22 protein-coding genes are annotated in these 23,309 nt (G+C 61.7%); 9 read left to right on the plus strand and 13 right to left on the minus strand.

Features of this window, described 5'->3' with window-relative positions; all coding sequences use genetic code 11:
• Window positions 1–180 precede the first annotated feature (180 nt).
• The 5 genes from CUJ84_RS13850 to CUJ84_RS13870 form a co-directional block, all read right to left on the minus strand.
• Complete coding sequence (locus tag CUJ84_RS13850) at window positions 181–2,313, minus strand: beta-galactosidase (RefSeq protein ID WP_105006646.1); 2,133 nt, start codon at window positions 2,311–2,313, stop codon at window positions 181–183.
• A gap of 17 nt (window positions 2,314–2,330) precedes the next feature.
• Window positions 2,331–3,476 (minus strand): ABC transporter ATP-binding protein, encoded by a 1,146-nt coding sequence (locus tag CUJ84_RS13855; RefSeq protein WP_105006647.1) that lies wholly within the window; start codon window positions 3,474–3,476, stop codon window positions 2,331–2,333.
• Window positions 3,477–3,522: 46 nt separating this feature from the next.
• Complete coding sequence (locus tag CUJ84_RS13860) at window positions 3,523–4,374, minus strand: carbohydrate ABC transporter permease (protein ID WP_105006648.1); 852 nt, start codon at window positions 4,372–4,374, stop codon at window positions 3,523–3,525.
• On the minus strand, window positions 4,374–5,258 hold the full coding sequence (locus CUJ84_RS13865; RefSeq protein ID WP_024320897.1) for a carbohydrate ABC transporter permease: 885 nt from the start codon (window positions 5,256–5,258) through the stop codon (window positions 4,374–4,376). Before CUJ84_RS13865 ends, CUJ84_RS13860 begins: the two co-directional genes overlap by 1 nt.
• 132 nt (window positions 5,259–5,390) lie before the next feature.
• Window positions 5,391–6,665 (minus strand): ABC transporter substrate-binding protein, encoded by a 1,275-nt coding sequence (locus CUJ84_RS13870; RefSeq protein WP_105006649.1) that lies wholly within the window; start codon window positions 6,663–6,665, stop codon window positions 5,391–5,393.
• Between the two features lie 195 nt (window positions 6,666–6,860).
• On the opposite strand from CUJ84_RS13870, the gene CUJ84_RS13875 reads away from it, so the two are divergent.
• The 3 genes from CUJ84_RS13875 to CUJ84_RS13885 all read left to right on the plus strand — a co-directional run bounded on the left by CUJ84_RS13875 (window position 6,861) and on the right by CUJ84_RS13885 (window position 9,371).
• The gene (locus CUJ84_RS13875) at window positions 6,861–8,078 is read left to right on the plus strand and encodes an ROK family protein (RefSeq protein ID WP_105006650.1); all 1,218 of its coding nucleotides are present in this window, start codon (window positions 6,861–6,863) and stop codon (window positions 8,076–8,078) included.
• A 114-nt stretch (window positions 8,079–8,192) separates the two neighbouring features.
• Window positions 8,193–8,579, plus strand: coding sequence for a cupin domain-containing protein (locus CUJ84_RS13880; protein ID WP_105006651.1), 387 nt, complete (start codon window positions 8,193–8,195; stop codon window positions 8,577–8,579).
• A gap of 264 nt (window positions 8,580–8,843) precedes the next feature.
• Entirely contained in the window at window positions 8,844–9,371 is a 528-nt protein-coding gene (locus tag CUJ84_RS13885) for a cupin domain-containing protein (RefSeq protein WP_105006652.1), read from the plus strand.
• 76 nt (window positions 9,372–9,447) lie between these two features.
• Here the strand turns inward: CUJ84_RS13885 and CUJ84_RS13890 are convergent, their stop codons facing one another.
• Window positions 9,448–10,185 (minus strand): phosphotransferase family protein, encoded by a 738-nt coding sequence (locus CUJ84_RS13890; protein WP_105006653.1) that lies wholly within the window; start codon window positions 10,183–10,185, stop codon window positions 9,448–9,450.
• Between the two features lie 593 nt (window positions 10,186–10,778).
• On the opposite strand from CUJ84_RS13890, the gene CUJ84_RS13900 reads away from it, so the two are divergent.
• Entirely contained in the window at window positions 10,779–11,393 is a 615-nt protein-coding gene (locus CUJ84_RS13900) for a 3'-5' exonuclease (RefSeq protein WP_105008189.1), read from the plus strand.
• A gap of 18 nt (window positions 11,394–11,411) precedes the next feature.
• Here the strand turns inward: CUJ84_RS13900 and CUJ84_RS13905 are convergent, their stop codons facing one another.
• Window positions 11,412–12,275 (minus strand): DMT family transporter, encoded by an 864-nt coding sequence (locus CUJ84_RS13905; protein ID WP_105008190.1) that lies wholly within the window; start codon window positions 12,273–12,275, stop codon window positions 11,412–11,414.
• Window positions 12,276–12,377: 102 nt separating this feature from the next.
• Between CUJ84_RS13905 and CUJ84_RS13910 the strand changes: the two genes are divergently transcribed.
• Window positions 12,378–13,787 (plus strand): PLP-dependent aminotransferase family protein, encoded by a 1,410-nt coding sequence (locus CUJ84_RS13910; protein ID WP_105006655.1) that lies wholly within the window; start codon window positions 12,378–12,380, stop codon window positions 13,785–13,787.
• A gap of 267 nt (window positions 13,788–14,054) precedes the next feature.
• On the opposite strand, the gene CUJ84_RS13920 is transcribed toward CUJ84_RS13910, so the two are convergent.
• Both CUJ84_RS13920 and CUJ84_RS13925 read right to left on the minus strand, forming a co-directional pair.
• Window positions 14,055–14,456 (minus strand): response regulator, encoded by a 402-nt coding sequence (locus CUJ84_RS13920; protein WP_003560657.1) that lies wholly within the window; start codon window positions 14,454–14,456, stop codon window positions 14,055–14,057.
• 10 nt (window positions 14,457–14,466) lie between these two features.
• Window positions 14,467–16,212, minus strand: a complete 1,746-nt coding sequence (locus CUJ84_RS13925) for a sensor histidine kinase (RefSeq protein WP_105006657.1) — start codon at window positions 16,210–16,212, stop codon at window positions 14,467–14,469.
• Window positions 16,213–16,297: 85 nt separating this feature from the next.
• Between CUJ84_RS13925 and CUJ84_RS13930 the strand changes: the two genes are divergently transcribed.
• Entirely contained in the window at window positions 16,298–16,834 is a 537-nt protein-coding gene (locus tag CUJ84_RS13930) for a GNAT family N-acetyltransferase (RefSeq protein ID WP_105006658.1), read from the plus strand.
• Window positions 16,835–17,008: 174 nt separating this feature from the next.
• Window positions 17,009–17,380: a COG4315 family predicted lipoprotein gene (locus CUJ84_RS13935; protein ID WP_105006659.1), complete on the plus strand. Its 372-nt coding sequence runs from the start codon at window positions 17,009–17,011 to the stop codon at window positions 17,378–17,380.
• Between the two features lie 582 nt (window positions 17,381–17,962).
• Here the strand turns inward: CUJ84_RS13935 and CUJ84_RS13940 are convergent.
• The 3 genes from CUJ84_RS13940 to CUJ84_RS13950 all read right to left on the minus strand — a co-directional run bounded on the left by CUJ84_RS13940 (window position 17,963) and on the right by CUJ84_RS13950 (window position 21,016).
• On the minus strand, window positions 17,963–18,877 hold the full coding sequence (locus CUJ84_RS13940; protein ID WP_105006660.1) for a phosphotriesterase family protein: 915 nt from the start codon (window positions 18,875–18,877) through the stop codon (window positions 17,963–17,965).
• Window positions 18,878–19,093: 216 nt separating this feature from the next.
• Entirely contained in the window at window positions 19,094–19,750 is a 657-nt protein-coding gene (locus CUJ84_RS13945) for a Vgb family protein (RefSeq protein WP_105008191.1), read from the minus strand.
• 45 nt (window positions 19,751–19,795) lie between these two features.
• Window positions 19,796–21,016, minus strand: a complete 1,221-nt coding sequence (locus CUJ84_RS13950) for a helix-turn-helix domain-containing protein (RefSeq protein WP_105006661.1) — start codon at window positions 21,014–21,016, stop codon at window positions 19,796–19,798.
• 118 nt (window positions 21,017–21,134) lie between these two features.
• On the opposite strand from CUJ84_RS13950, the gene CUJ84_RS13955 reads away from it, so the two are divergent.
• A complete protein-coding gene (locus tag CUJ84_RS13955) occupies window positions 21,135–21,932 on the plus strand; it encodes a DUF899 domain-containing protein (protein WP_105006662.1) in 798 nt (265 codons plus the stop codon).
• 5 nt (window positions 21,933–21,937) lie between these two features.
• Window positions 21,938–22,300, plus strand: a complete 363-nt coding sequence (locus CUJ84_RS13960; protein ID WP_105006663.1) for a hypothetical protein — start codon at window positions 21,938–21,940, stop codon at window positions 22,298–22,300.
• An 83-nt stretch (window positions 22,301–22,383) separates the two neighbouring features.
• Here the strand turns inward: CUJ84_RS13960 and CUJ84_RS13965 are convergent, their stop codons facing one another.
• The gene (locus CUJ84_RS13965; protein ID WP_105006664.1) at window positions 22,384–23,031 is read right to left on the minus strand and encodes a metallophosphoesterase family protein; all 648 of its coding nucleotides are present in this window, start codon (window positions 23,029–23,031) and stop codon (window positions 22,384–22,386) included.
• Window positions 23,032–23,309 lie beyond the last annotated feature (278 nt).

The raw sequence follows: 23,309 nt of genomic DNA on the forward strand, positions 1-23,309 counted from the left end.
TCCACGAAACTGCATTAAACGACGACCTGTAAATTCATTGCGTTCCCGCCTTCCTTCCCCAGACTGGTGCTCCACGATGATGACCGGTATGGAGCCGAAGGGCCTCAGGCACGTTCCCTCGCCCCATAGGGGAGAGGGTTGGTGTGAGGCAGCTCTCGGGCTTCGACGGCGCGCGCAAGCTCATCCCTCCAGTTCGACGATCGCACAGCCATAGCCTTCGAGATCGAGCCGGCCGGCAACTGGCTTTTCGTCATTTAGGAGATCGCGCCCGGAGGGGACGCCGCCGATGGCGGCCGGCTGGTCGGTGTAGTTCTGAATGAAGAGCAGCCGGCGCTCATCACTTATCCGCATGGTCACCTCGACGCCCTCGGGAAGTTCGCCGATCAGCGGCTCGATGCCGACGGGTGCAAATAGCCGCCCGGCAAGCGCTGCCGTCAGATCCGGCGTGAGATAGGTGCCGACATAGACCACCTGCCCCTTACCGACCTTGCGCGACGTCGCCATCGGCTGGCACTCGGCATAACGGTTCGACCAGGCCGCGACCACTTCGACATCGCCGTCGGTCGCAAGGTTTTCATAGAAGTAGCCGGCAGCCAGTTCGCGGTTGCCGATCTTGAAGCGGCGTTCGCGCCGATGTGATTCCGCCGGCTTGTTCGGTGGAATGACAAGCCCGCCCGAACGTTCCATCACATCGAAGAGCCCGTTGGCGCCGGGCGCGACAAGACGGCCGAAATCCTCGACGCGTACGCCTGTGAGCTGCGACAGCGAGGTGCCGGGCGCCGTCTCGCGGATGACGTGGTTATCCTCGTTGCGGGTACCGGTGCGCGCGCCGATGACGACGGTGCCGCCCTGTTCGGCAAAGGATTTCAGCCTTTCGGTCCATTCGTCCTTCCACATCACCCAGTGGGGCACATAGAGCAGCTTCAGCTTCGAGAGATCATCCTCGGGATGAATGAAGCCGCAGGCGATACCGCGATCGTAGCAATATTGGTGCAGCAGGATCGCATCGTCCTGCGGGCTCGGCAGGCCGATCGGATAGGTCTTGTGGGCTTCCTGATTGTCGAAGTCGGAGCCGGCGATGCCGACATCCATGCGCACATAGGTGCCGAGGATCTTGGGCGCCAGCGCGGTCATCTCGGTGGCGAAGCGCTTCGCCTCGTCATAACGGTGGCGGGCGATGTCGTCATGGTCGATGATGCCCATCCAGTAGATCTCGGCGCCGAAATGCGCCGGGCGCCAGCGGAAGAACATCAGACCGTCAGCGCCATGGGCGACAGAGGAAAGTGCCATGCGGCGCAGTTCGCCCGGCTCCGGCGTCAGCGTGCAGAAACCCGGCTGGCTGCCGAAGCCCGATTGCTGCTCGGGAACGATGTAGTTGCCGGAAAAACCGCGGCAGATATCGAGGTGCAGCGCCTGGACCTTGGCGTGGTTTCCAAGCCGCTGGAACTCGTCATAGAGCATCGGATAGATATCGTAGCCGACGAAATCGAGATCGGTGGTGAACTGGCCGCGAAAGTCGATATCCCTGAGGCCCCCGAGATTGTGGAAGACGAACCAGGAGGGTTTCACGGCGCGCAGGATCTCCACCTGGTCATGCTGGAAGCGCGCCGTCGAAAAGGCCAGGAAGCGGTGATAATCCTGGAGGTGGCCGGGGCTCGGGAAGGTCGGGCCAAACTCGATCGGCAGCACCACCTGGTCGAAGCTTTCATAGGCCGTCGCCCAGAAATCGCCGCCCCACGCCGTGTTGAGCTTGCCGATCTCGCCATATCTGCCGGCAAGGAAGGCCTGGAATTCGGTGAGCGTCGCCTTGGAAAAGCTCTCCGGCATGCTGGTGTTCAGCTCATTGTCGGTCTGCCAGCCGACGACAAAAGGATTGTCGCGATAGTGCTCGGCCATTGCCCGGGTGATACGCCGGCTGTGCTCGCGAAAGACGGGGCTCGCCGTGTCGCAATGCTGGCGCGAGCCATGGCTCATCGGTCGGCCCTTGCCGTCGACCCTCAGAATCTCTGGATGCGCCACGGTCAGCCAGCGCGGCGGCGTTGCCGTCGGCGTGCACATGATCGTGTCGATGCCATAGCGCCCAAGCATGGCAATGGCGCGGTCGAACAGATCGAAATCGAAGGTGCCGAGCTTCGGCTCGAGAATATGCCAGGCGAATTCGGCCATTCTGACCACGTTGAAGCCGGCCTTCGCCATACGCTCGGCGTCGCGTTCCCAATAGCTTTCATCGACATGTTCGGGATAGTGCGGCGCGCCGACGAGAAAGCGGTCGGTCTTGACGGGGTTCCATACGGAGAGGGTCTTGTCGGACACGGTGGTCTTTCCTGTGTTTATCTTTCGAGGATGGTCTTGCGGGTGCTGATGGTGCGTCCGTCGTCGGACGAAAAGAGATAGAGTTCGCTGGCATCGAGCTTCAGCGCCACGTTCTGGTCAGTGGCAAAAGGCGCGACGTAGCTGAGCTGCACCGTGATGTTGCCGGTGCCGCTTTCCGACGCGATGGTCCTGAGATTTCCGGCATCGATGTAGAGAATGGTTTCGCGCCCGAGATGCTCGACCAGTCGGACCGCACCGTTGATCGCCCCGCCTTGGGCAGCGTCAGCGACCACCGATATGTTTTCCGGCCTTACACCGAGCGTCAGGCTGGCGCCTTTCGGCAGCACTGCGGCCTCCGCCAGTTCGACAGTCACCGGCACCAGGCCCGGCGCCGAAACTGTGATATTGCGGCCGGACACCTCATCGACGGTAACGCCGAGGAAGTTCATTCGCGGGGCACCGAGAAAGCCCGCGACGAAGAGGTTGTCAGGGTTGCGGTAGAGTTCGAGCGGTGCGCCGACCTGCTCGATTACTCCCTGGTTCAAGACGACGATCCGGCTCGCCATGGTCATGGCTTCCACCTGGTCGTGGGTGACGTAAACCATGGTGGCGCCGAGTTCGGCATGCAGGCTGCTGAGCTCGACGCGCATCTGGGTTCGAAGTGCGGCGTCGAGGTTCGACAGCGGCTCGTCGAAGAGGAAGACGTCGGGCGAACGGGTGATTGCCCGGCCGATCGCCACGCGCTGTCGCTGGCCGCCGGAGAGCTGCTTCGGCCGCTTCTCCAGCTGGTCGGTGATCCTCAGGATCTTGGCGGCGCGCGCCACGGCCGCCTCGATCTCGGCCTTCGGGCGCTTGGCCATGCGCAAACCGAAGCCCATGTTCTCCGCTACCGTCATATGCGGATAGAGCGCGTAGGACTGGAAGACCATGGCGATGCCGCGGTCCCCAGGCTCCTGTTTGCTGACGTCGCGGCCGTTGATCAGGATCTGGCCGGAGGAGATCTCCTCCAGGCCGGCGATCGACTTCAAAAGCGTGGACTTGCCGCAGCCGGAGGGGCCGACCATGACGATGAACTCACCCTGCGCCACGGAAAGATCGATGCCGCGCAGCGCATGATAGGCGCCGTAATTCTTGTTGATCTGTCGGAGTTCGAGACTGGTCATACGTCCTGGCTCTCTGCTGTTGAAACTTGGAACTTTAGGAGATCGCTCATCCCTTCACCGCTCCCATCGTCAGACCAGCGATGAAGTGGCGCTGCATCAGGAAGAACATGACGACGGGCGGCACGGCGACGACGATGGTGCCGGCGGAAATCAGGTTCCACGCCGACACCCATTCGCCGCGAAGATTGGCAAGGCCGGCGGTAACAGGCTTGACGGAGTCGCTGACGGTCAGCACCACGGCCCAGAAATAATCGTTCCAGATGAAGGTGAAGATCAGGATGGCGAGTGCGGCAAGCGCCGGCCGCACCAGCGGGATCGCCACATGCACCAGCGTCTGAAAGGGAGATGCCCCCTCGGCTCGCGCCGCCTGGAACAGCTCGTCGGGCAGTGCCGCGATGAAATTGCGCATGAACAGCGTCGCAAAGCCCGTCTGGAAGGCGACGTGGAAGATGATCAGCGCCGCCGTGGTATCGATCAGATCAAGCCGGACCATCAGGTCGCGCACCGGGATCATCATGATCTGGTGCGGCAGGAAATTGCCGCCGACAAACAGCGCGAAGATCAGCATGTTGCCGGGAAAGCGGTAACGCGACAGCACGTAGCCGGCGAGCGTGCTCAGCACCAGGACGCCGATCACCGAGGGAATGGTGATCGTCAGGCTGTTGAGGAAGTAGCGAGCCATCGGTGTCTGCGTGAAGACCGCCGTATAATTGTCGATGACGCCGATGCCGGTCGGCCATCCCCACAGATTGCCGCCCATAACATCCTCGGTCGAGCGGAACGAAGTGAGGATGATCGCAAACAGCGGGCAGAGCCAGAGCAGAAGGACGATCACGACGGCGAACACATAGAGGCGGCGCTGCCAGATGGCGGCATCGGGAATGGGACGAGGATACATCAGCCTCCCCTTTCTTCGGTATGGATAATGCGGCTGAGGTACCAGACGATGAAAGCGGCCATGATCACGAACAGCACGGAGGCGATCGCCGCGCCGTAACCGAAGCGGTAGGAGAAGATCGACTGTTCGAACATCTGGTAGGCGAGAACCGAGGACGAACCGAAAGGGCCGCCGTTCGTCATGACCGACACCATGTCGAACGAACGCAGGGCGCCGACGACAGTGACGGCAATGGCGATGAAAGTGACTTGGGTCAGCTGCGGCAGCACGATGTGCCACAGCATGTTCCAGCCCCTCGCCCCGTCGACGCGCCCGGCACCGATCAGCTCTTCGCTGAGATTGTTGAGACCGGCGAGATAAAGCACCATGCAGAAGGTGATCTGCGGCCAGAGTGCTGCAATCACGATGGCGAAAGTGACGAAATGCTCGTCGGAGAGAACAGCCGGCGCCGTCGCCCCGAAGGCCTTGAAGATCAGCGCAAGCAACCCGAACTCCGGCGTATAGACCCAGGTAAACACCACGCCGACCGTCACCGAGGCGAGCACCAGCGGAATGAAGAACAGCGACTTCAGAAAGCGCATGCCGCGGATTTTCTGGTTGACCAGCAGCGCAATGGCGAGCCCGATCGGCGGTGCCGCCATGAACATCACCAGCCAGATCAGGTTGTTCTTCAACGACACGTAGAATTGCGGGTCGTCGTAGAGTTCGACGTAATTGCCGAAGCCGATCCACACCATCGGGCCGAAGCCGTCCCAGTCGTGCAGGCTGATCCAGAGGCTCCTGACGGCCGACAGCAGGATGACGGTGAAGAACAGCAATATCGCCGGCGCGATGAGTAAAGTCGGGGTGAGCCACCAGCGCTGGCGGCGCCATAACATCAACATCTCGAGAACCTCATTAATACAGGAGCAGACTCATGCGTGCTCCGGGAGCAGAGGCGCACCTCCCCAAGGGGTGGAGGCATACAGCCTCCACCCCTTGGAAGCAGCGGTTCGCCGCCGCCCCTGGGAGAGCTGCTAGATCTTGTAGATGCGCTTGCGCGTGCCCTCGAGGCGCGTCAGGATGGCCTTGCGCCGGTCGGGTTTGGCCATGAACTCCTGGAAGCCGACGAGGCCGGCCTGCGCCATATCGGGATCGCTGTCGCGGTCGTAATATTGCGACGTGCCCTGCACCGTCTTCATCGTCTCGACAGCGACGTTAACCAGCGGGTCCTTGCTTGGCGGCAGGTCGTGGCGCGGCGGCACATTGCCGCCCGGCTCCAGATAGGCCGCCAGATTCTCCGGCTTGTAGAAGTAGGCGAGGAATTCGCGCGCGCCCTGCTTGTTCTTGGCCTTGGCGGGAATGTGGATCGAGTTGACCGAGAATTCCTCGTAGTGGCCGACCTTGGCGTCGAGCACCGGGAAGGTCGCGTAAGAGAGCTGTGGCAGATCTTCGGCGGTGAAAGCTGAGCGCAGGAAAGCGCCGAGGTTCATCATGCCGGCCTTCTTCTGCGCCAGCAGCGCTGCAGCCTCCTGCCAGCCGAAGGACGTATGGTTCTCCGTGAAGAACCCCTTCGAAATCATCGCCTCCCACTGGTCGAAAACCGCTGTCAGCGAGGGATCGAGATAGCTCATCTCGCCGTTCATCAGCGCCATATGCTTGTCGAGGCCGTTGATGCGAAGATTCATCTGGTCGAACCAGCCGGCCGCCGGCCATAATTCCTTGGTGCCGATCGCGACCGGCGTGATGCCCGCGGCCTTGCACTTGTCGCCATAGGCTATGAACTCTTCGGCCGTCGTCGGCACGGTTAGGCCATGCTGCTCGAACACATCCTTGCGATAGAACATGCCCCAGAGCGTGCCGCCGGTGGGGAGGCCGTACTGCTTGCCGTCTTCGGTGACGGCCCCTGCCGTCGCGCCGAGCACGTCCTTATATTTCTCTTTCTCGAAAAGGTCGGAGATATCGTCGAAGAGGCCGCGCTTGACGAAGGCGCGCATGCGGTTGCCCGAAAACCAGGAGCAGACGTCGGGCGCGCCGGCGACGAGATAGTTGCGAATGGCCGTCTTGTGGGCCTCGTGGTCCATATTGTTGATGACGACGTTGACGCCGGCTTCCTTGCTGAAGCCCGCGGCAATCGCCTTCAGCGCATCGAGTGCGGCACCATTGTTTTCGGCGGAGATCATCGTGACCTCCTGGGCCTGCGCGATCGCCGGGATCGGAAAGCTGCCGGTGACCGCTGCGGCGGAAACCAGCCCCGCGCCTTTCAGGAAGCGTCTGCGGGTGGTCGACGGAAATTGCTTCAAAAATGTCATTGAATTCCTCCCAGTTGATCGATCAACATCTCCCGACCGTCGCCTCCTCCATGAAACGACCGACCAGGCATTCAACGCTACGATCCGCTCGGCGATTCCAGCGATAATCCGCTTGGCTGAGTTGATCCGCGGCCGAACTTATGCATAGATCTTTGCAGCTCGCAATAATTAATTTACAAAATTAAGGAATGCATCGTGAAGTTAAAAGGCGACCAGACCACGGCGAGAGCCATGAACCGACGCCTCATCCTCAACCTTCTCCGGCGCGAGGGGCCGAGGAGCCGTGCCGACATCGCGACGGTGATTGGTTTAAGTCCTGCGGCCGTCACCTTCGTCGTCGCCGACCTTCTGGAGGAAGGCATCGTCATCGAAGGGAAGACCGTACCCGGCCTCACCGGCCGCCGTCCGATCCCGGTGGATATCAACTACGAACACGCGCTTGCCGTCGGCTTTAAGCTGATGGTCGATTCGCTAGAGTGCGTGGCGACCGACCTTGCCACCAACCCCGTCGCCGCCATGCGGGTAAGCCTCGACGGCCATGACCCGGATAAGGTGGCCGACCTGCTGGCGGGCACCGTTCCCGAACTGGTGAAGCTCGCCGGCCGGCCCGACGCCAAGCTCGCCGGCATCGGCATCTCCATGCCGGGCGTCATCAACCACGAACAGACGGCTTGCGTGCGCAGCTACCGATTCAAATGGGACAATGTCCCTCTCGCCTCGCTCGTCGCCAGCCGCGTCCATGTCCCGGTCTGGCTGGAAGACGACACCAACGCCTATGCCATTGCCCAGCAGCTCTTCGGACTCGGCCGCCAGCATCGTAACATGGCCGTTCTCGCCGTCGGCGTCGGCATCAGCTGCGCGCTTGTCATCGACGGCAAGCTCTATCGCGGCGCCAATGGTGCTGCCGGCAAATTCGGCCACACTCTCTATGAGGAGAATGGCCGGCTCTGCGAATGCGGCAAGCGCGGCTGTCTGATGGCCTATCACTCCCAAATCTCGATGCTCCGGCGCTGGCGGGAGGCGACCGGCCGCGAGGAACTCGGTCTGCCGGAATTGTCGGGCGCGCTCGCATCAGGCGATGCCACCGCCCTCGCCCTCGTTGCCGATTCCGGCCGCGCCCTCGGCACCGCCCTTGCCAATCTCGTCAACATTACCGATCCCGAAGTCATCGTCGCCGGCGGCGAAGCCGTTTCGCTCGGCGACCCTTTCCTGACGCCGCTGCGCGAAGCGCTTTCCGCCCGGACCTTCCGAACCGCCCCGCCCCTCTTGCCCGACTGGGAGGACAATTCCTGGGCTCGGGGTGCCGCCGCCCTGGTCACCCAGAAAATATTTGACTTCGAATCCTCCGGCGGCATCACGGACATCGCCAGTCTCGTCGGCGTCAGAACCGCGGGCTCATCATCGGCGGCGTAGTGATACACTGGCTTACAAAAATGCGGGTTTGCCGACACATCCCTGGTTCAATCATCGACTTAAATCCCGATACGGCCAACCGGTCGGAAATGGTCAATCAGGAAGGATGACGACATGAAAATGATCCAGGCTATCGCGCTCGCCCTTGTTCTCGGCGGCGCAGCCGCAGCACACGCAGAACAGCCGCTGCAGCGCACCGATCTCATCAAGAACGATATCGATGTGCCCGGCCACGAGGCCGTTCAGGTGCGCGTCGATTTTGCGCCCGGCGTTCTCGCCCCCAGTCACACGCATCCCGGCGAGGAGATCGCCTTCGTCATCGAAGGAACGCTGGAATACCAGCTCGAGGGCAGGCAGCAGGTTACCCTTAAGGCCGGCCAATCCTTGTTCATTCCCACCGGCGTCGCTCACTCTGCGAAGAATGTCGGCAGTGGCAAGGCGTCGGAACTGGCAACCTACATCGTCCGCAAAGGCGCGCCGCTGGTCGTGCCTGCCAAGTGAGCCGTTCGTATAACCAGTGATCAGGCTGAGCACCACCTTTCTTGCCATTCCTGTTCTCGCAGGAATGGAGGAAACGTGGGTTTGGCTGCCCATTGATAAGAATTCGCTTTGCCGCGCCACCCTTCGGACCCCGTTTGCCGGGAGAGGGTTACCAACCATGCTACTTGCGTGCGAGCCGCCGTTTCGCCCTTGCGGTCGCCTTCCATTCACGGCAGCATGTCCGTGTCCTCAATCATCTGAAGCTCTCACATCAGGAGGATTACCATGGCAACGTCTGAGCGCCCCTCCTTTGTCGTCCACTGGAGCGAGATCGAACAGCCTGGCGACTCGCATTATGACGATGACGACGAGTTGATGAGCATCGGTGCGCCTTTCGGACGCTATTTCGGGCTGGCGAAATTGGGCATTCATCACGAGCGCTTGCCGCCTGGCCGGCGCACATCCTTTCCGCATGCCGAGAGCGCCGAGGAAGAATTCGTCTATGTTATCGAAGGCGCGCCCGACGTCTGGCTCGATGGCCACCTGCATCGGCTGAAGCCCGGCGACGCCGTCGGATTTCCTGCCGGCACCGGGATCGCCCATAGTTTCCTCAACAACACGCAAGCCGAAGTGCATCTCCTCGTCGTCGGCGAGCGCCATAAGGCCGAGAACCGCATTTTCTACCCGCTCCACCCTCACCGCAGACCGCTGCATAATGATTGGTGGGATGACCATCCCACCCATGCCCTCGGTCCGCACGATGGAATGCCGGATCTGGTGCGGGAAGCAAAGGGCCGAGGAAACAGCGGATAGATCAGCCGGGCCGATAGCCGGCCGCAATAGCGCTTCGCGCAAAGCGGAGAGCAACGCTTGGCTGGAACTTCGACAATTATGGGCTAAGGCCAGCCAACCGCAACAGCTCGTCATTTTCGTGCGCAACGCCTTCCGTCAGCCGGGCGGCGGCAATCGGGGGAAGCCAGGCCAGAATGTTGCTGACCTCCGATCCGGTGACCGAGGCGTAAGCTTCGACATAGCCCATCGCCCGGTCCGGCATCGCATGGTGCAACAGGACGTATGTTCGGCAAACATCGGCCAGAGGATTGCCACAGCAGGCGTCGAGCCAGTCGACGATCATAAACCCCTGCCCCGACCCGTGAATATTCCAGGGGTGAAAATCGCCGTGACACACCCTGTCGCCATCCGGAAGGGTATCGAGTTCCAACAGGAGCCGCTTTCTGGACGCAGCATCCAGCCCCTCGGCTCGCCGGATCCTGGCAGAAAGCCTGGCCATGAGAGACGGCAACCCGTCGCCGGGTTTTTCGTGAAGTCTTCGATGCAGTTGCGCCATGTCTTCAAGCGGCGCTCTTCCTGCCGTCGAGACGAATTGGTCGGCAAAACAGGAGCTGGGCGCGCGATCCATCAACACGCCCCAGCGCCCATCGAATTCGCCGACCGCGTGGACCTTGGGCGCCGGCAGCGCGAGCCTCTCAAGGATCGACAGGTTCGCGGCTTCCCTGAATGACGACGCCGTGGAGGCGGCTCGCCTGTACAGCTTCAGCGCCAAGGCGCCATATTCGAAGACCTCGGCCTCTTTACCCGAACCAAGGAGCCGACCGATTTCGGTCATTGCGGTGCCTCAATTTCTGATTTCAGCAAGATTGCATGGTGATCTCGCGAGAAATGCCGCGATCACTGCCATCGCAGTTTGCCACGGTCGACCAAAACAGGTGAGCGAAATTGCCGAGGCAGCACCTGCAGGTGGCACAGTTGGCCAGCGACTATAGCTTTCGGAGAGATGCTGGGCCGCTTGCGTGAGTTTACCGCCACGCTGCAGGATAGCGTTGCACTGGCCGCCTCGGCCAAAGTCCCGTCATTTGCATAGTCAGGCTGGTTGGATAAACTCCACGCTCGGGACCACTATCCAGGAGGGACAGTTCGTGATTTGGCTCATCGTGTTGCCCTTCGCAGGAGTCTTTATCGCCGCCTTGATCATGAAGCGAGGGATCAGACTTTGGATATCCATCGCAATCGCGAGCTTAGCAATATTGGTTGGGGTGATCTGCCTACACACCTTCGCCGTCGAGCCAAGCTGTCGGATTGATGAACAGGAATGTGTGGGAGCGACGGCGATTGCGTGGCTCATAGCCTTTATTTGGAGTGCTCCATGTGTTGGATTCCTCCTTAAACTTATCGGCCAAATTCGTGAGGGTAATGTCGCCGATGAAAACCGCCATCATATTCGACTGTGAATTTCTTTGCCTGGAAGGCTCACAACGCAGATTTTGGTGCGCGGCCCACGATCCCGATCCTGTCATTGCGCAGATCGGAGCTATCAAGCTCGGCCTTGAGGGCGAGTTTCCGATCCTCGATACGTATAAATCCTACGTCCGACCCATCGATCGCTTCGGCGAGAGGTATCCACTCGATCCTTATTTCACCAATCTGACCGGTATCACCGAAGAGGATATCGACGCCCATGGCGTGGCGTTGCAGGATGCCCTTTCCAGCATCGACAGCTTCTCGGGCGGCGCCCGGTTTTGGTCGTGGGGCAAGGACGAGCTGAACATGTTGGCCATCAGCTGCTATGTCGCCGGCATTCAGCCTTCCATCCCCGCCCGCCGCTTCGACAACGCCGTCAAGCTTCTCGTCGCTGCGGGCATGCCGATCGAGGATTTGGCAAAGACGCCCAGCAACAAACTGGCCGACTATTACCAGGTCGAACATCCTCCATTGCGGGGACATGACGGGCTCGACGACGCTCTGTCGATATCATACACGCTGCAGCATCTGATGAAGATTGGGAAATTGCTACCCGAGGTTTTCGACCGAATCTGAGGACAGAGAGAGCTTCACCTACCGCGCAAACTTGCGGGCGCCGGCGACGCAGAGGATGACGGCAACGGTCACGGCGAGCATGGCCCAGGTCACGGGCTCGTGCAGCAGGGTTGTGGCGAGCGCCAGCCCGAAGAACGGTTGGAGCAACTGCAGTTGGCCGACGGCAGCGATGCCGCCCTGCGACAGGCCGCGATACCAGAAGATGAAGCCTATCAGCATGGAAAACAGCGAGACATAGGCAAGGCCGAGCAGCGCCGGCGCTTCGATGCCCGAGAAGGTCTCCGGCCGATGGAAAAGCGCGACCGCGACCGTCACCGGCAGCGACAGCACGAGCGCCCAGGAAATCACCTGCCACCCGCCGAGGGTGCGTGAAAGCCTGCCGCCTTCGGCATAACCGAGGCCGCAGACGACGACGGCCGCCAGCATCAACAGATCGCCGACCGGCGAGGCCGTCAGGCCCTGCGTCAGTGCAAATCCCGCCACCAGCGCGCTGCCGAGGACGGAAAAGAGCCAGAATGCCGGCTTCGGCCGTTCTCCGCCACGGATCACGCCGAAGATCGCCGTCGCGAGTGGCAGCAGGCCGATGAAGACGATCGAATGGGCTGAGGTGACATGCTGCAGCGCCAGCGCCGTCAGCAGGGGGAAGCCGACAACGACGCCCAACGCCACGACGGCCAGGGAGAGAATATCACCTCGGCTCGGCCGCTTCTCTCTGAAAGCAATCAGCAGGCCAAGGGCGAGGAAGCCGGCGATCGCCGCGCGCGCCACGGTGAGAAAGACCGGATCGAACTGCATCACCGCCACGCGCGTCGCCGGCAGCGATCCGCTGAAGATCACCACCCCGATAAAACCATTGATCCATCCCGATGCCATGCGGTCCAACTCGCGCTCCATGACGCGCTGCACTCCTTCATTCTCTAGCTCTTATCGGCCAACACGGATGGTTATGACAGTCACAGTCTGATACAATTTCGCGAAACTGTAATGGTGCAGGAAGCAATACGGATGAACGAAGGACGCACGCGCGTGGAGATGGTCGCCGCGACGATCAGGCAGCGCATCGCCGGGCGCAGCCTGACGCCGGGCGCAAGGCTACCCTCTGTTCGAGGGCTGGCCGCGACGTTGAAGCTGTCGACATCGACAGTCGTCGACGCTTATGAGCGGTTGGTCGCCGAAGGCGCGATCCTGGCAAGGCCGGGCTCGGGATTCTACGTCGCCAACCAGGCAGCGCCCTTTGCGCTTGCCGAGGCCGGGCCGAAGCTCGACCGCGCCGTCGATCCGTTCTGGATATCGCGGCAATCGCTGGAGGCTGATGAAACCGACCTGAAGCCCGGCTGCGGCTGGCTGCCGCCCTCCTGGCTGCCGGGGGACGGCATGCGCCGCGGGCTGAGAACACTTGCCCGAGCCGACGGGCCGGCGCTCGCCGATTACGGCTCGCCGCTCGGCTTGCCGCAACTGCGCCAGCTAATTTCCCGCCGCATGGGTGAACGCGGGATCGAAGCCTCTCCCGACCAAATCATGCTGGCCGATTCCGGCACGCAGGCAATCGATCTGCTCTGCCGTTTCCTGCTGGAACCCGGCGACACCGTGCTGGTCGACGATCCTTGCTATTTCAATTTCCATGCGCTGCTGCGCGCCCATCGGGCAAAGATCGTCGGTGTGCCCTACACGCCGTCCGGTCCCGATATCGAGGTGTTTGCGCAAGTCGTCGCCGATGAGCGTCCGCGGCTCTACATCACCAACTCCGCCATCCACAATCCGACCGGCGCAACGTTGTCTCCCGTTACGGCCCACCGGGTTCTAAAACTCGCCGACCAGTTCGACTTGACCATCATCGAGGACGATATCTTCGCCGATTTCGAATATACGCCGGCGCCCCGCCTTGCCGCCTTCGACGGGCTCGAGCGGGTCATTCACATCGGCAGCTTCTCGAAGACCCTGTCGGCCTCGGCCCGCTGCGGCTTCGTCGTGGCGAAACCGGAATGGATCGACGGCCTGACCGACCTGAAGATCGCCACCTCCTTCGGCGGCGGCCGGCTGACGGCGGAACTGGTGCTGAACGTCTTGAGCGACGGCAGCTATCGCAAACACATGGAGACGCTGAGACACCGGCTCTCCCGGGCGATGAGCGAGGTCTCGGCCCGGCTGAAGAATCTCGGCATAACGCCCTGGCTGGAGCCTCAGGCCGGAATGTTCCTCTGGTGCCGGTTGCCCGATGGCATCGATGCGGCTGACGTGGCGCGCGCCGCACTGGAAAAGAGGATCGTTTTGGCTCCCGGAAACGCATTCAGCCTGTCGCAATCGGCAACGAATTTCATGCGTTTCAACGTGTCCCAGACACTCGATCCAAGGGTGTTCGAGGTGCTGGGCGATATCCTGGCAGGAAGAGGATAATGGAAGGTGGGCCGTCGCGGATCGAGCGCGCTCTTCTCGCGTCGTCCAACCCCTCTTTTGAGGGCGTTATCCAGCAAGGCTGACTGTTTAGGAGCGGCATTCACCAACGACCCTCATCCTGAGGCGCGTAGCCCACGGGGCGAAGCCTCGAAGGACACGTCGCAGCGCTGCTCCTTGCATCCATCTGACGTTTGCGCACCCGCCTCGCCCTTCGAGGCCCGTGCGGGGCGCCTCAGGGTGAGGCTCTCTTGATCCCGCCGTCGATCATCAGAACGACCGGTGGACCGCCTTGTCGTTGGCAAGACGCGTCACGCAGCCTTCGAGCTTGGCGAGCAGCAGATCGAAGTCGAGCGGCTTCGTCAGATAGTCCGCCGCTCCGCCGCGCAGGCCGGCCAGCGTGTTTTCCCGGTCGGTCAGTGCCGTCAGCAGGATGAAGGGAATGTTGGAGAGCTCGGGGTGGTTGATCTGAATTTCCGCCAGAAGCTGGTGCCCGTCCATGACCGGCATCGAAATATCGCTGATGACGATATCGGGCCATTTCGACAGGATCATTTCCAGTCCCTCGGCGCCGTTCGAGGCCTCGAGTGTCTTGTAGCCGGCTTCGCTCAATTCTTCGACGAGCAGGTTCCGGATCTCGACTTCGTCTTCTATGCACAGGACTGTAACCATGAGCTCTTCCTTAAGCTGCGACTTGTTGATCCGACAATAGAAACTCTATTGGCAGAAGAATGGTGAATGTTGTGCCTTTGCCGAGCTCGCTCGTCACCTCGACGGTGCCGCCATGCAGTTCGACGACCTGCTTGACGACGTTGAGGCCGATGCCCGTTCCGGCAATGCCCGTCGCGCTGCGGGCGCGATAATAGGGCTGGAATAGCTTTGGCAGATCCTCCGCATCCATACCGATGCCACTGTCGGAGATGGCGATCTCCACCGTCTTCTCGTCGGCCCGGGCGCGAACATGAATGTCAGGCGCGTTGGGCGAATATTTGACGGCGTTCGAAATCAGGTTGGTGAAGACCTGCTCCATGGCGCTGCGGTCAAACGTCAATACATCCGGTATCGGCGCGAGATCGAGATGGAACACATGCGAGCGGCTGAGGTGGCGCTGCCTGTCGCAGCAGCTGACGAGCAGGGCTTTCAGATCGCCTTCGCTGCGCTTTAGCGTGATCTGTCCGGTTTCGAGCCGGCCGCTGGCGAGAATACTCTCCATCAGATCCACCATGCGCACGACCGCACTGCGGATCACGCCGGCTTTTTCGTGAACGTAATCACCGCTGACGTTGGTCGTCGAGCGGCAGAGCCGCTGGGCAGCGGCGTCGATGATGGCGAGCGGGGTGCGAAACTCGTGCGAGGCCATGGCGACGAACTGCCGCTGAAGCGCATTCACCTGCCGTTCGTGCACCAGCAGGCGGTCCAGTTCCTCTCTCTGCCTTTCGATCTCGGCCGTTCGATCGGCCACCATCTCTTCCAGATGGTCGCGGTGGTGGGTGAGCTGCGCCTGGCTGTCCAGCAGGGTCAGCGAGGTGCGATGCAGACCTCGTCCAAGCCAGAACACGACGGTGATCAGCAGCGCCAGGCAGCCGAGCCCCGCCGGCGCGATCTGCTGCAGCAGCATGAAGCCGGGCCGGATAGGCGGCCACACGAAATAGCCGATCGTGCCGCCGTCATGGGACGACACAGGCACTTGCGCCCGCTCGTCCTCACCTTTCGAAGGCGCGAAATGCAAGCCTTCGAGCAGCGCGTGATGCGCGATACTTTCAGCGGTCTTTCCATCGATGAACTTGACCGAGATGGCGATGAATTCCTGGCCCGCCTCGATCTGCATCCTGGCCGAGCTCGGCAGAATGGGACGCGCGCTTGTTATCGCCGGCCTGTTGCCGATCATGATCGTCCGAACCGTGGCCAGTTGACCAAGTGCTTCGGCGCCGGGTTTTGCAGCCCGCTCAACGAGAGCGGCGCGCATCTCTCCGGCAAGAGCGGTCATTTCATGGCCGTCGTCGTCACCGAGCCGCGGCGGCGTGGCATCCGCGCCGTCACGGAACGCAAACATCAGGCGATTGGTATCGTCGAAGATATAGGTTCTGTCGTGCCCGAAATACTGGCTCGTCCACCGACCGACATTGTCGAGCAGCCATTCATGGTTTCGCTGCTTGGCATAGAGGAAGGCATCATCCCATTTGGTGACGCTTTCCTGCTCCCGGGGAAGTGCCGCGATCTGCTCTTCCAGTCCCTGCCGAACGAAGTCGGCCTGCCGGCGCAACGAGAGATCATCGACCTTCACCGCGGCGAGCCACGCAAATCCGCACAGCAACACAGCCGCCGCGCAGGTGAGCGTCACCAGGACGAATGTAATGTGGGATGTGAGCCCGACCTTCAATACCTGCAACCTTTTGATGGCGCCCGCTGCCGAGAAGTTGACACGCAAAGGTTGACGGACCGTGAATTATGCGCTCCCGTGCGGGTCTGCGGCAGGTCTCCCATAGGCATCGCAATCGTTGAAGGAGAAGCACATGAATGCAGCAGCATCGTCGGATAAGTCAGGCATCAGAATCGAGCCGATCGCTGCCGCCCATATCGACAGCTTTCATCATGCGCTCGACGTCGTCGCGCGAGAGAAAAAATACCTGTCCATGCTGGAAGCGACTCCCCTGCCGCAGACGCGTGAGTTCGTGATGGGCATGATTGCAAAAGGCAATCCGCAATTCGTTGCCACCGCTCAAGACCAGGTCATCGGCTGGTGCGACATCAGCCGGCATTTTTTCCCATCGCACGCCCATCGCGGAAACCTCGGAATGGGGATCCTTCCCGCATATCGGGGCAAGGGTCTCGGACGCATGCTCATCGAGACCACATTGAGAGCCGCGCAGAAAAGCGGTTTTGCAAGGGTTGAACTCGATGTTTATGAAGACAACGCCCGTGCTATCGCTCTCTACGAAAAGATGGGATTTGCACGCGAAGGCATCGTCCGACGTGCGGCACGCATCGACGGTCGGTTCATCGATGCGATCAGCATGGCGCTTTTGTTCGACGAGCGCGGCGCAGCATAGATCCAGGTATTGCCGAGAATTTTTGAACGAGTCCAACTGACTCCCGTGCCCCGGATGTTTGGCCTGTCGTGTTCGTCCCCCCGTGGATGGAACTGCTTTCATAGTTGGGCGTTTTTGTCAGTTAGATCGGGAACTGCTGGCATTCCGCCGGCACTGCCGAATGGGAGAAAAATCATGAGAACGATATTGATCGCGATAGGTGCGTTAACTGCTTTAGCCGGGTCTGCTTTTGCGGCCGAGCCTGCCACGACGGTAGACACGAAAATGGGCAAGGTCCTGGCTACTGAAAAGGGCATGGTCCTTTACACCTTCGACAAAGATACAAAAGACAAATCCAACTGCGATAAGGATTGCCTGAAGAAGTGGCCGGCGTTCCACGCCGGAGCCAAGGCAAAGGCAGAAGGCGAATGGACGCTGGTCAAAGCTGCGGATGGCAAAGAGATGTGGGCCTACGAGGGCAAGCCGCTCTACACCTATGTCGAGGATAAGAAAGCCGGTGAAGCCAACGGCGATGGCGTTGGGGGAGTTTGGCACGCGGCCAAATAGCTGAACCGGCGACCGTTTGAACGGGCGGTCGTCGGATCGCCTTGAACCGCAAGACCGACCTCTGGAACTACATATCCCTTCTCTACGGCTTTCGCCGACAAACCCGGCCTCCGCCGAATGCTGCACCATTCCTCGCGACATCATCCACTAGATTCCAAATGCTGGTCAGAAGCAGAGATCGGGGACGCAGATAGTATGCGGTCTTTAGTTTGCGCTGCAGCCCACTCGAGAAAAAGGTTGTAGCAACCGCCAACAAGGTCGGCTCGGCGATCGGTAATCCGCTGAAACGCAGGGACAGCCTTATGGGCCGCGTAGTCCATCCATTCATTTAGATTTATGTCCACTCGCCAAAGTTCTCGGAATTGCTTGTAGAACTCGCGGCGAATGTCGTGCTTGTGGCCTGGCCGCTTCGATTTATTACCAGAGGAATGCAGCTCACCTTCATAAAACCACCTAAATCTCACTTACCAGCCCTCCCATCCTATTTATCTTTCTTGAGGCACAACCAGCTGGGACGGAGCCGCCAACGCGCTGATTTCGAATGCTGATATAGTGCGGGCCTCTTTCGCCCGGCCCCTCGCTCTATCGGGCGAAAGCCTCGAACGGATTGTCGTGGGTCAGGCGCATCAGGGTTCCGTCGTCTATGCCGCGCCGTTTCAGCTCGGGCAGCAAGACTGTGGAAAGATGGGTGTACGGTTTGGGTATCCCGCCCATCGGCAGCGCCGGATCGAACCAGCCCCGGTCATGGCTCAACAACAGGCGATCGCCGCAGCCCGCCTCCAGCGCCTTTATCACCAGCTCTGCTACCTCGTTGTCTCCGCCCCGGCCGACATGGTCATACTCGATCCAAGCGCCTCGCTCGGCGACGGCGACATTAAGGGCGAAGTCCTTTTCTTCCTGCGTGTGGATGGAGATGAACCTGTCGGCCTTGTAACCTTCCGCCTCGATGACATCGAGCTGATCCATGACGACCCGTCCCCTGATCGTATGACTGCCGATGACGGCGCCTGTCTGCTCTGCGGCGCGCGCGGCTGCCCGTAAGATTTTCGTCTCGAGCGCCGTCATGCCGTCATCGCCGGCGCTGAGCTTGATCCAGCCCGCCTGGAACCCGGCCTCGTCGATCTGCTCCGTCAGCTCGCGAAGCATCCACGCTTCCAACTCTTTCTCGGAAGCCTGGCGGACCCATTCGGGAATCCAAGGCTCGCGGTAATTGCCGGTGGGAACGACGATCGGAAAATCCGTCGCGAGCGATACGGCAAGATCGATATCCGCACGGCGTCCAACGCCGCCCGTCGAGCATTCGACCAGTGCCGTCACCCCGAGCTTCTTGATCCGCTCGATCTCAGGGGCCATCAGCCGGACGACGTCTTCGATGTCTGCTTCGGCATAACCGGGCTGGTCCGGCGTCCTGAGGTCGACGAAGACGTGCTCGTGCGGGAGGATCATCCCAAGTTCGGATTTGCTCTTAGGCCCGAGCGTCGTGCGCAGATATTTCAAAGTCTCTCCCCCACGATCATACCGGCTTTGCGTAAAGGCCTCGACCGACACTGCCGCGAAAATAGATCGTCACGTACCGAAATCAATCGCTCACTCGGTTGAAATTCCCACAACTTGCCCCTTGGTGTCGACTTCCAACTTGGCGCCCGGATTGTTGGCGAGCAGACTGTCACTGGGGAGAGATATGCCGCATCGGCCTCTTCGGCGTCGCATCGGCTACTTCCCCTTCCCCTCCTTGCCCTGCGCCGGCCGGCTGATCGCCCGCACCTTGCCGCTGCCGCCACCGCCGCAGAAAAAGCAGTCGCCGCCGTCGGATTCGAGGCCGGAGACGCCGGTACCCTCGGGCATCTCCAGCCGCTCCAGCACCTCGCCGGTTTCGGGGTCGATGCGCCTGACGTCGCTGTCGTCGCCTTCCCAGGTGCCGTGCCAGAGCTGGCCGTCGACCCAGGTGACGCCTGTCACGACGCGGTTGGATTCGATGGTGCGGAGGATCTTGCCGGTTTCCGGGTCGATCTGATGGATCCTGCGGCCGCGGTGCTGGCCGACCCAGAGCGAGCCTTCGGCCCAGGCAAGGCCGGAATCGCCGCCATTGCCGGGCGCCGGGATGGTAGAAAGGATACGGCCGGTCTTCGGGTCGATCTTGTGAATGACATCCTCGGCGATCTGATAGAGGAACTCGCCATCGAAGGCCGTGCCGGCATGGGATGCGACCTCGATCGAGCGCACCACCTCGCCGCTTGCGGGATCGAGCGCATTCAGCCTGTCGCCCGAGGCGAACCAGACGTGTTCACCGTCGAAGGTGACGCCGTTGACGCGCTCGGCACCGGGAAAGGGTCCATATTCACGGATGATCGTCGCAGCCGATTTTTTCATCTCTTCCATCCTCAAAACGCGGGTCATCCCGATCGTTGGCCTATACTAATCACTGGGCAGCGGTCCCGGGAGTAACAAGATCGTCGGGAAACCGGGTAGTGGCGGGCTCATCCAGCGCCGCGCCCGCCCGCGCCCGAAGAATTGCACCTTGCCCTCTCCGGCAAGTGAATCCAGCGCCCGCTGTACCGTGCGCGGACTGGCGCCGAGCGCGATCGCCAGCGCCGAACTCGACCACGCCTCGCCATCGGCGAGAAAGGCGAGCACCGCCCCATGCTGGCCTTCCACCAGCGGCGCCAGCACGGCGGTCTCTCCGGCACGGCGCGGCGAAAGCGCAAAGCCGCGTTTCGTCGCCGAGACCTCCGCCAGTCCCCGCAGTTCGGCACGCAGCCGGCCGATCTCGACCCGCAGCCGGGCACGATGCGATTCATCGGCATGTTTGCCGCGGAAGGCGCGCGCGATGAGCGTGCCGCGTACCACATCTGCGGGCCAAGCTTCGGCAAGCGTCCGGGCGAGCGTGAAGAGCACCGGCCGCGTTGCCAGCGACACCGAAAGCTGATCGTCGCGCACGATATGGCGGCAGGCATCGACGACGAGCGTGCCCGAAGCTAGCAGCTCTTCCACCTCCTCGAGCAGCAGCGGGCTTTCCCGCCAGCGCGAGATCAGCCGCGCCACCGGCGCGTTGAGCACCTGGGCGGCATTTTCCACCTCCGCCGTCAATACGGGCATACCGGCCTCGTGCGCCGCCTGCCTCGCCCGATCGAGAGCCTGGTGCGCCGCTTTCGTCTGCAGGCGCCGGATCGCGATGCCCGCGACCACCAGCTCATGAGCGGCCCTTGCCGCCGGCGGCAGCGGCGTCGGATCGAGTATTTCGAGCGCCCGCTCGGCCTCGTCGAGCCGGCCGATCAGCACCAGCCGGCGAAGCTCGACATTCCTGGCATGGGCGGCATTGACGCTGTCGCCATGCGCTTCGAGCACCTTGCGCGCCGCCTCCAGCGCCTTGGGTGGCCAGGTGAGATCGCGCGAGACGAGCGCGATCTCGGCCTCGGCGACCACGCAGCGGGCCCGCGCCATCGCCTCCCGCGGGCCGAAGGCGCGCGCCGCACTCTTCAGCAGCGTCTTGGCGCGGACGAGATCGCCGAGCTGCGCCATCGCGATGCCGCGCAGCGCCAACGCCGGCGCATCGTCACGCAGCGCCACCCGCTTCAGCGCACCGAGCGCATCTCCCACTGCCAGCGCCCGCGCCGCCGCCGTGATCAGCGAGTCCATTCAAATCCCGTCACACTTGTCACTCCCACCATTCCCCACCTGGCCTTAGATTTGTCGTCGACCGGCAAGCAAGCCTGCGCCGGATGCTACGACGAGAGACAGGCAAAGGAGAAGACCCATGACGGCACAGCTGAACGCAACACGCCAGCAGTGGCTGGCAGCAAGGCTCGATCTGCTTGAGGAGGAGAAGGAACTGACCCGGCAGAGCGACGCGCTGGCGATGAAGCGCCAGCAATTGCCGCGTGTGAGGATCGACAAGCAATATCGCTTCGACACTGACGGCGGCAACGTCTCGCTGAAGGATCTTTTCGGCGGCCGCTCGCAGCTTCTCGTCTATCACTTCATGTTCGGGCCGGATTATACCGCGGGATGCCCGTCCTGTTCGTCGATCGCCGATGGCTTCAACGGCTTCTTCGTTCACCTGGAGAACCACGATGTCGCCTTTTGGGCGGTCTCCCGCGCGCCGTTGGCAAAGCTCGAAGCATTCAAGCGACGGATGGACTGGAGCTTTCCCTGGGCGTCGTCCTTTGGCAGCGACTTCAACGGCGATTTCAGCGTCTGGTTCTCTGCAGAGCAGCAGCACCAGGGCGAGGTAGACTATAATTACCGCCGCGAACCACCCGCCCCCCAACCGCTCGCCGCAAGGACTGTCCAGGAGTGGCAGCCCCGCGACAGCGAGGCGCCGATCACCCAGATCGCCGCCATGACCGGCACCGATGTCCCCACCTATACCCGCGACCGCCCGGGTGTCAGCGCCTTCGAGCTCATCGACGGCGCCGTCTACCACAGCTATTCCAGCTATGCGCGCGGACTGGACGGGTTATGGGGCATGTATCAATGGCTCGACCGCGCCCCCAAGGGCCGCAACGAAACCGGCATCTGGTGGCGCCACCGCGACCGGTACGGCAAGGAGTGACGCCGATGCTGCTCTCCGCCCACACTCCAAGCAGAGGAGACGGCTACGCCGCTCTCAACGCCGCCGAATGGCTCTCGCTGGCTGCCGCCGCAGACGGATCAGCTGGTAAGCCGAGCGGTGGCATGGGTAGCCCAGGCGGCCGGATCGCCGGCCGCGTCGCCGATTGGCTGTCGCTCGCAGCCGCTCCGACATTCGTGATCATGGCGGTGCTGACAGCCACGACCGGCAGCGCCGACATGATCTGCATGACGACGCCGGATGCCTTCCCGATCGGCGGAATGGTGCCCATGTACCTGCTGATGAGCGGCTTCCACCTGGCGCCCTGGCTGCGGCTCGCCGCCGGCTGGCGGGGCTTGAGCCGGAGGTGATGATGCCAAGCGCCGCCGGATCTCCGCTCAGCCGCGCTCCGCACCTTCGTCTCCGGCTTGCGTCCCGACCAACGCGCCCAAGTTCATGCCCTCACCTTGATAAAGTCGATCGGCCCGCCGGCAATCTCGTCATCGAACACCGCGCAGGAAAGCTTGCCGCCGAAGACGCAGCCGCTGTCGATGTTGGTGCGGTTTCCTGTCGTCACCGGGTTGGACAGCGACGGCGTATGGCCGTGGACCAGGTGCTTGCCCCAATAGTCGCTGGACTCACCGGGAGGGAACCGTAACCAGAGAAGATCGTGCTCGCTCTGCTGCTCCAGCGGAAATGCTGGATCGACGCCCGCATGGACGAAGATGCGATATCGATCAACGTGCGTGAGGGGAAGATCGGCCGCCCATTGCAGATGCTGAGGCAGAACTCTGCCGCCGTAGGACATTTCGGTTTCAAGTCCGCCGATGCCGATGCCGATCCACACGTCTCTGCTGTCGCTATCGGCATAGGCAGCGACCATCAGGTCCTCATGATTGCCTTTCAGGCAGATCCATCGCCACGGGTCCGATGGACCGGCGATGATCCGGTCGAGGACGCTTTTGCTGTCAGGCCCGCGATCGACATAGTCGCCAAGGAAGACGACCGTCCCTTCAGGCGCATAGGCCGCGATCCGATCGATCATCCTGTTCAGCGGATCGATACAGCCGTGGATATCGCCTATGGCAAACGTGTAGCCCATGTTTCAAGCTTCTTGATTGCAATGCGACGGCCCGCGGCCAAGGTTGAGACGATGCGCCAGGACTTGGGCGGAGGCTCACGCCGCTCGCCGTCCGCCGCATCATAACAAACGAAAGCTCGCCGCCATCGCGAAAACCGACTCGTTCTCAGGCATTTATAGCGATTGGCTCTCCCTTGGCTTGAGTTCGGATATGGTCATCGCAGGCGATTGTCTCTGCTTCCGCTTGAGGAAATCGGCCGGCGGGGGTCATCATTCAGCAAGTGTCCAGCCCGGCTGGC

It is taken from the genome of Rhizobium leguminosarum (genome assembly GCF_002953715.1).
GTDB classification, from domain to species: Bacteria; Pseudomonadota; Alphaproteobacteria; order Rhizobiales; family Rhizobiaceae; genus Rhizobium; species Rhizobium leguminosarum_V.

Coding starts and splice junctions, on each gene's coding strand:
- CUJ84_RS13855 (WP_105006647.1), bottom strand. CDS start 3,476: ATGACCAGTCTCGAACTCCGACAGATCAACAAGAATTACGGCGCCTAT.
- CUJ84_RS13860 (WP_105006648.1), bottom strand. CDS start 4,374: ATGTATCCTCGTCCCATTCCCGATGCCGCCATCTGGCAGCGCCGCCTC.
- CUJ84_RS13865 (WP_024320897.1), bottom strand. CDS start 5,258: ATGTTGATGTTATGGCGCCGCCAGCGCTGGTGGCTCACCCCGACTTTA.
- CUJ84_RS13870 (WP_105006649.1), bottom strand. CDS start 6,665: ATGACATTTTTGAAGCAATTTCCGTCGACCACCCGCAGACGCTTCCTG.
- CUJ84_RS13880 (WP_105006651.1), top strand. CDS start 8,193: ATGAAAATGATCCAGGCTATCGCGCTCGCCCTTGTTCTCGGCGGCGCA.
- CUJ84_RS13885 (WP_105006652.1), top strand. CDS start 8,844: ATGGCAACGTCTGAGCGCCCCTCCTTTGTCGTCCACTGGAGCGAGATC.
- CUJ84_RS13890 (WP_105006653.1), bottom strand. CDS start 10,185: ATGACCGAAATCGGTCGGCTCCTTGGTTCGGGTAAAGAGGCCGAGGTC.
- CUJ84_RS13900 (WP_105008189.1), top strand. CDS start 10,779: ATGAAAACCGCCATCATATTCGACTGTGAATTTCTTTGCCTGGAAGGC.
- CUJ84_RS13910 (WP_105006655.1), top strand. CDS start 12,378: ATGGTGCAGGAAGCAATACGGATGAACGAAGGACGCACGCGCGTGGAG.
- CUJ84_RS13920 (WP_003560657.1), bottom strand. CDS start 14,456: ATGGTTACAGTCCTGTGCATAGAAGACGAAGTCGAGATCCGGAACCTG.
- CUJ84_RS13930 (WP_105006658.1), top strand. CDS start 16,298: ATGAATGCAGCAGCATCGTCGGATAAGTCAGGCATCAGAATCGAGCCG.
- CUJ84_RS13935 (WP_105006659.1), top strand. CDS start 17,009: ATGAGAACGATATTGATCGCGATAGGTGCGTTAACTGCTTTAGCCGGG.
- CUJ84_RS13945 (WP_105008191.1), bottom strand. CDS start 19,750: ATGAAAAAATCGGCTGCGACGATCATCCGTGAATATGGACCCTTTCCC.
- CUJ84_RS13950 (WP_105006661.1), bottom strand. CDS start 21,016: ATGGACTCGCTGATCACGGCGGCGGCGCGGGCGCTGGCAGTGGGAGAT.
- CUJ84_RS13955 (WP_105006662.1), top strand. CDS start 21,135: ATGACGGCACAGCTGAACGCAACACGCCAGCAGTGGCTGGCAGCAAGG.
- CUJ84_RS13960 (WP_105006663.1), top strand. CDS start 21,938: ATGCTGCTCTCCGCCCACACTCCAAGCAGAGGAGACGGCTACGCCGCT.
- CUJ84_RS13965 (WP_105006664.1), bottom strand. CDS start 23,031: ATGGGCTACACGTTTGCCATAGGCGATATCCACGGCTGTATCGATCCG.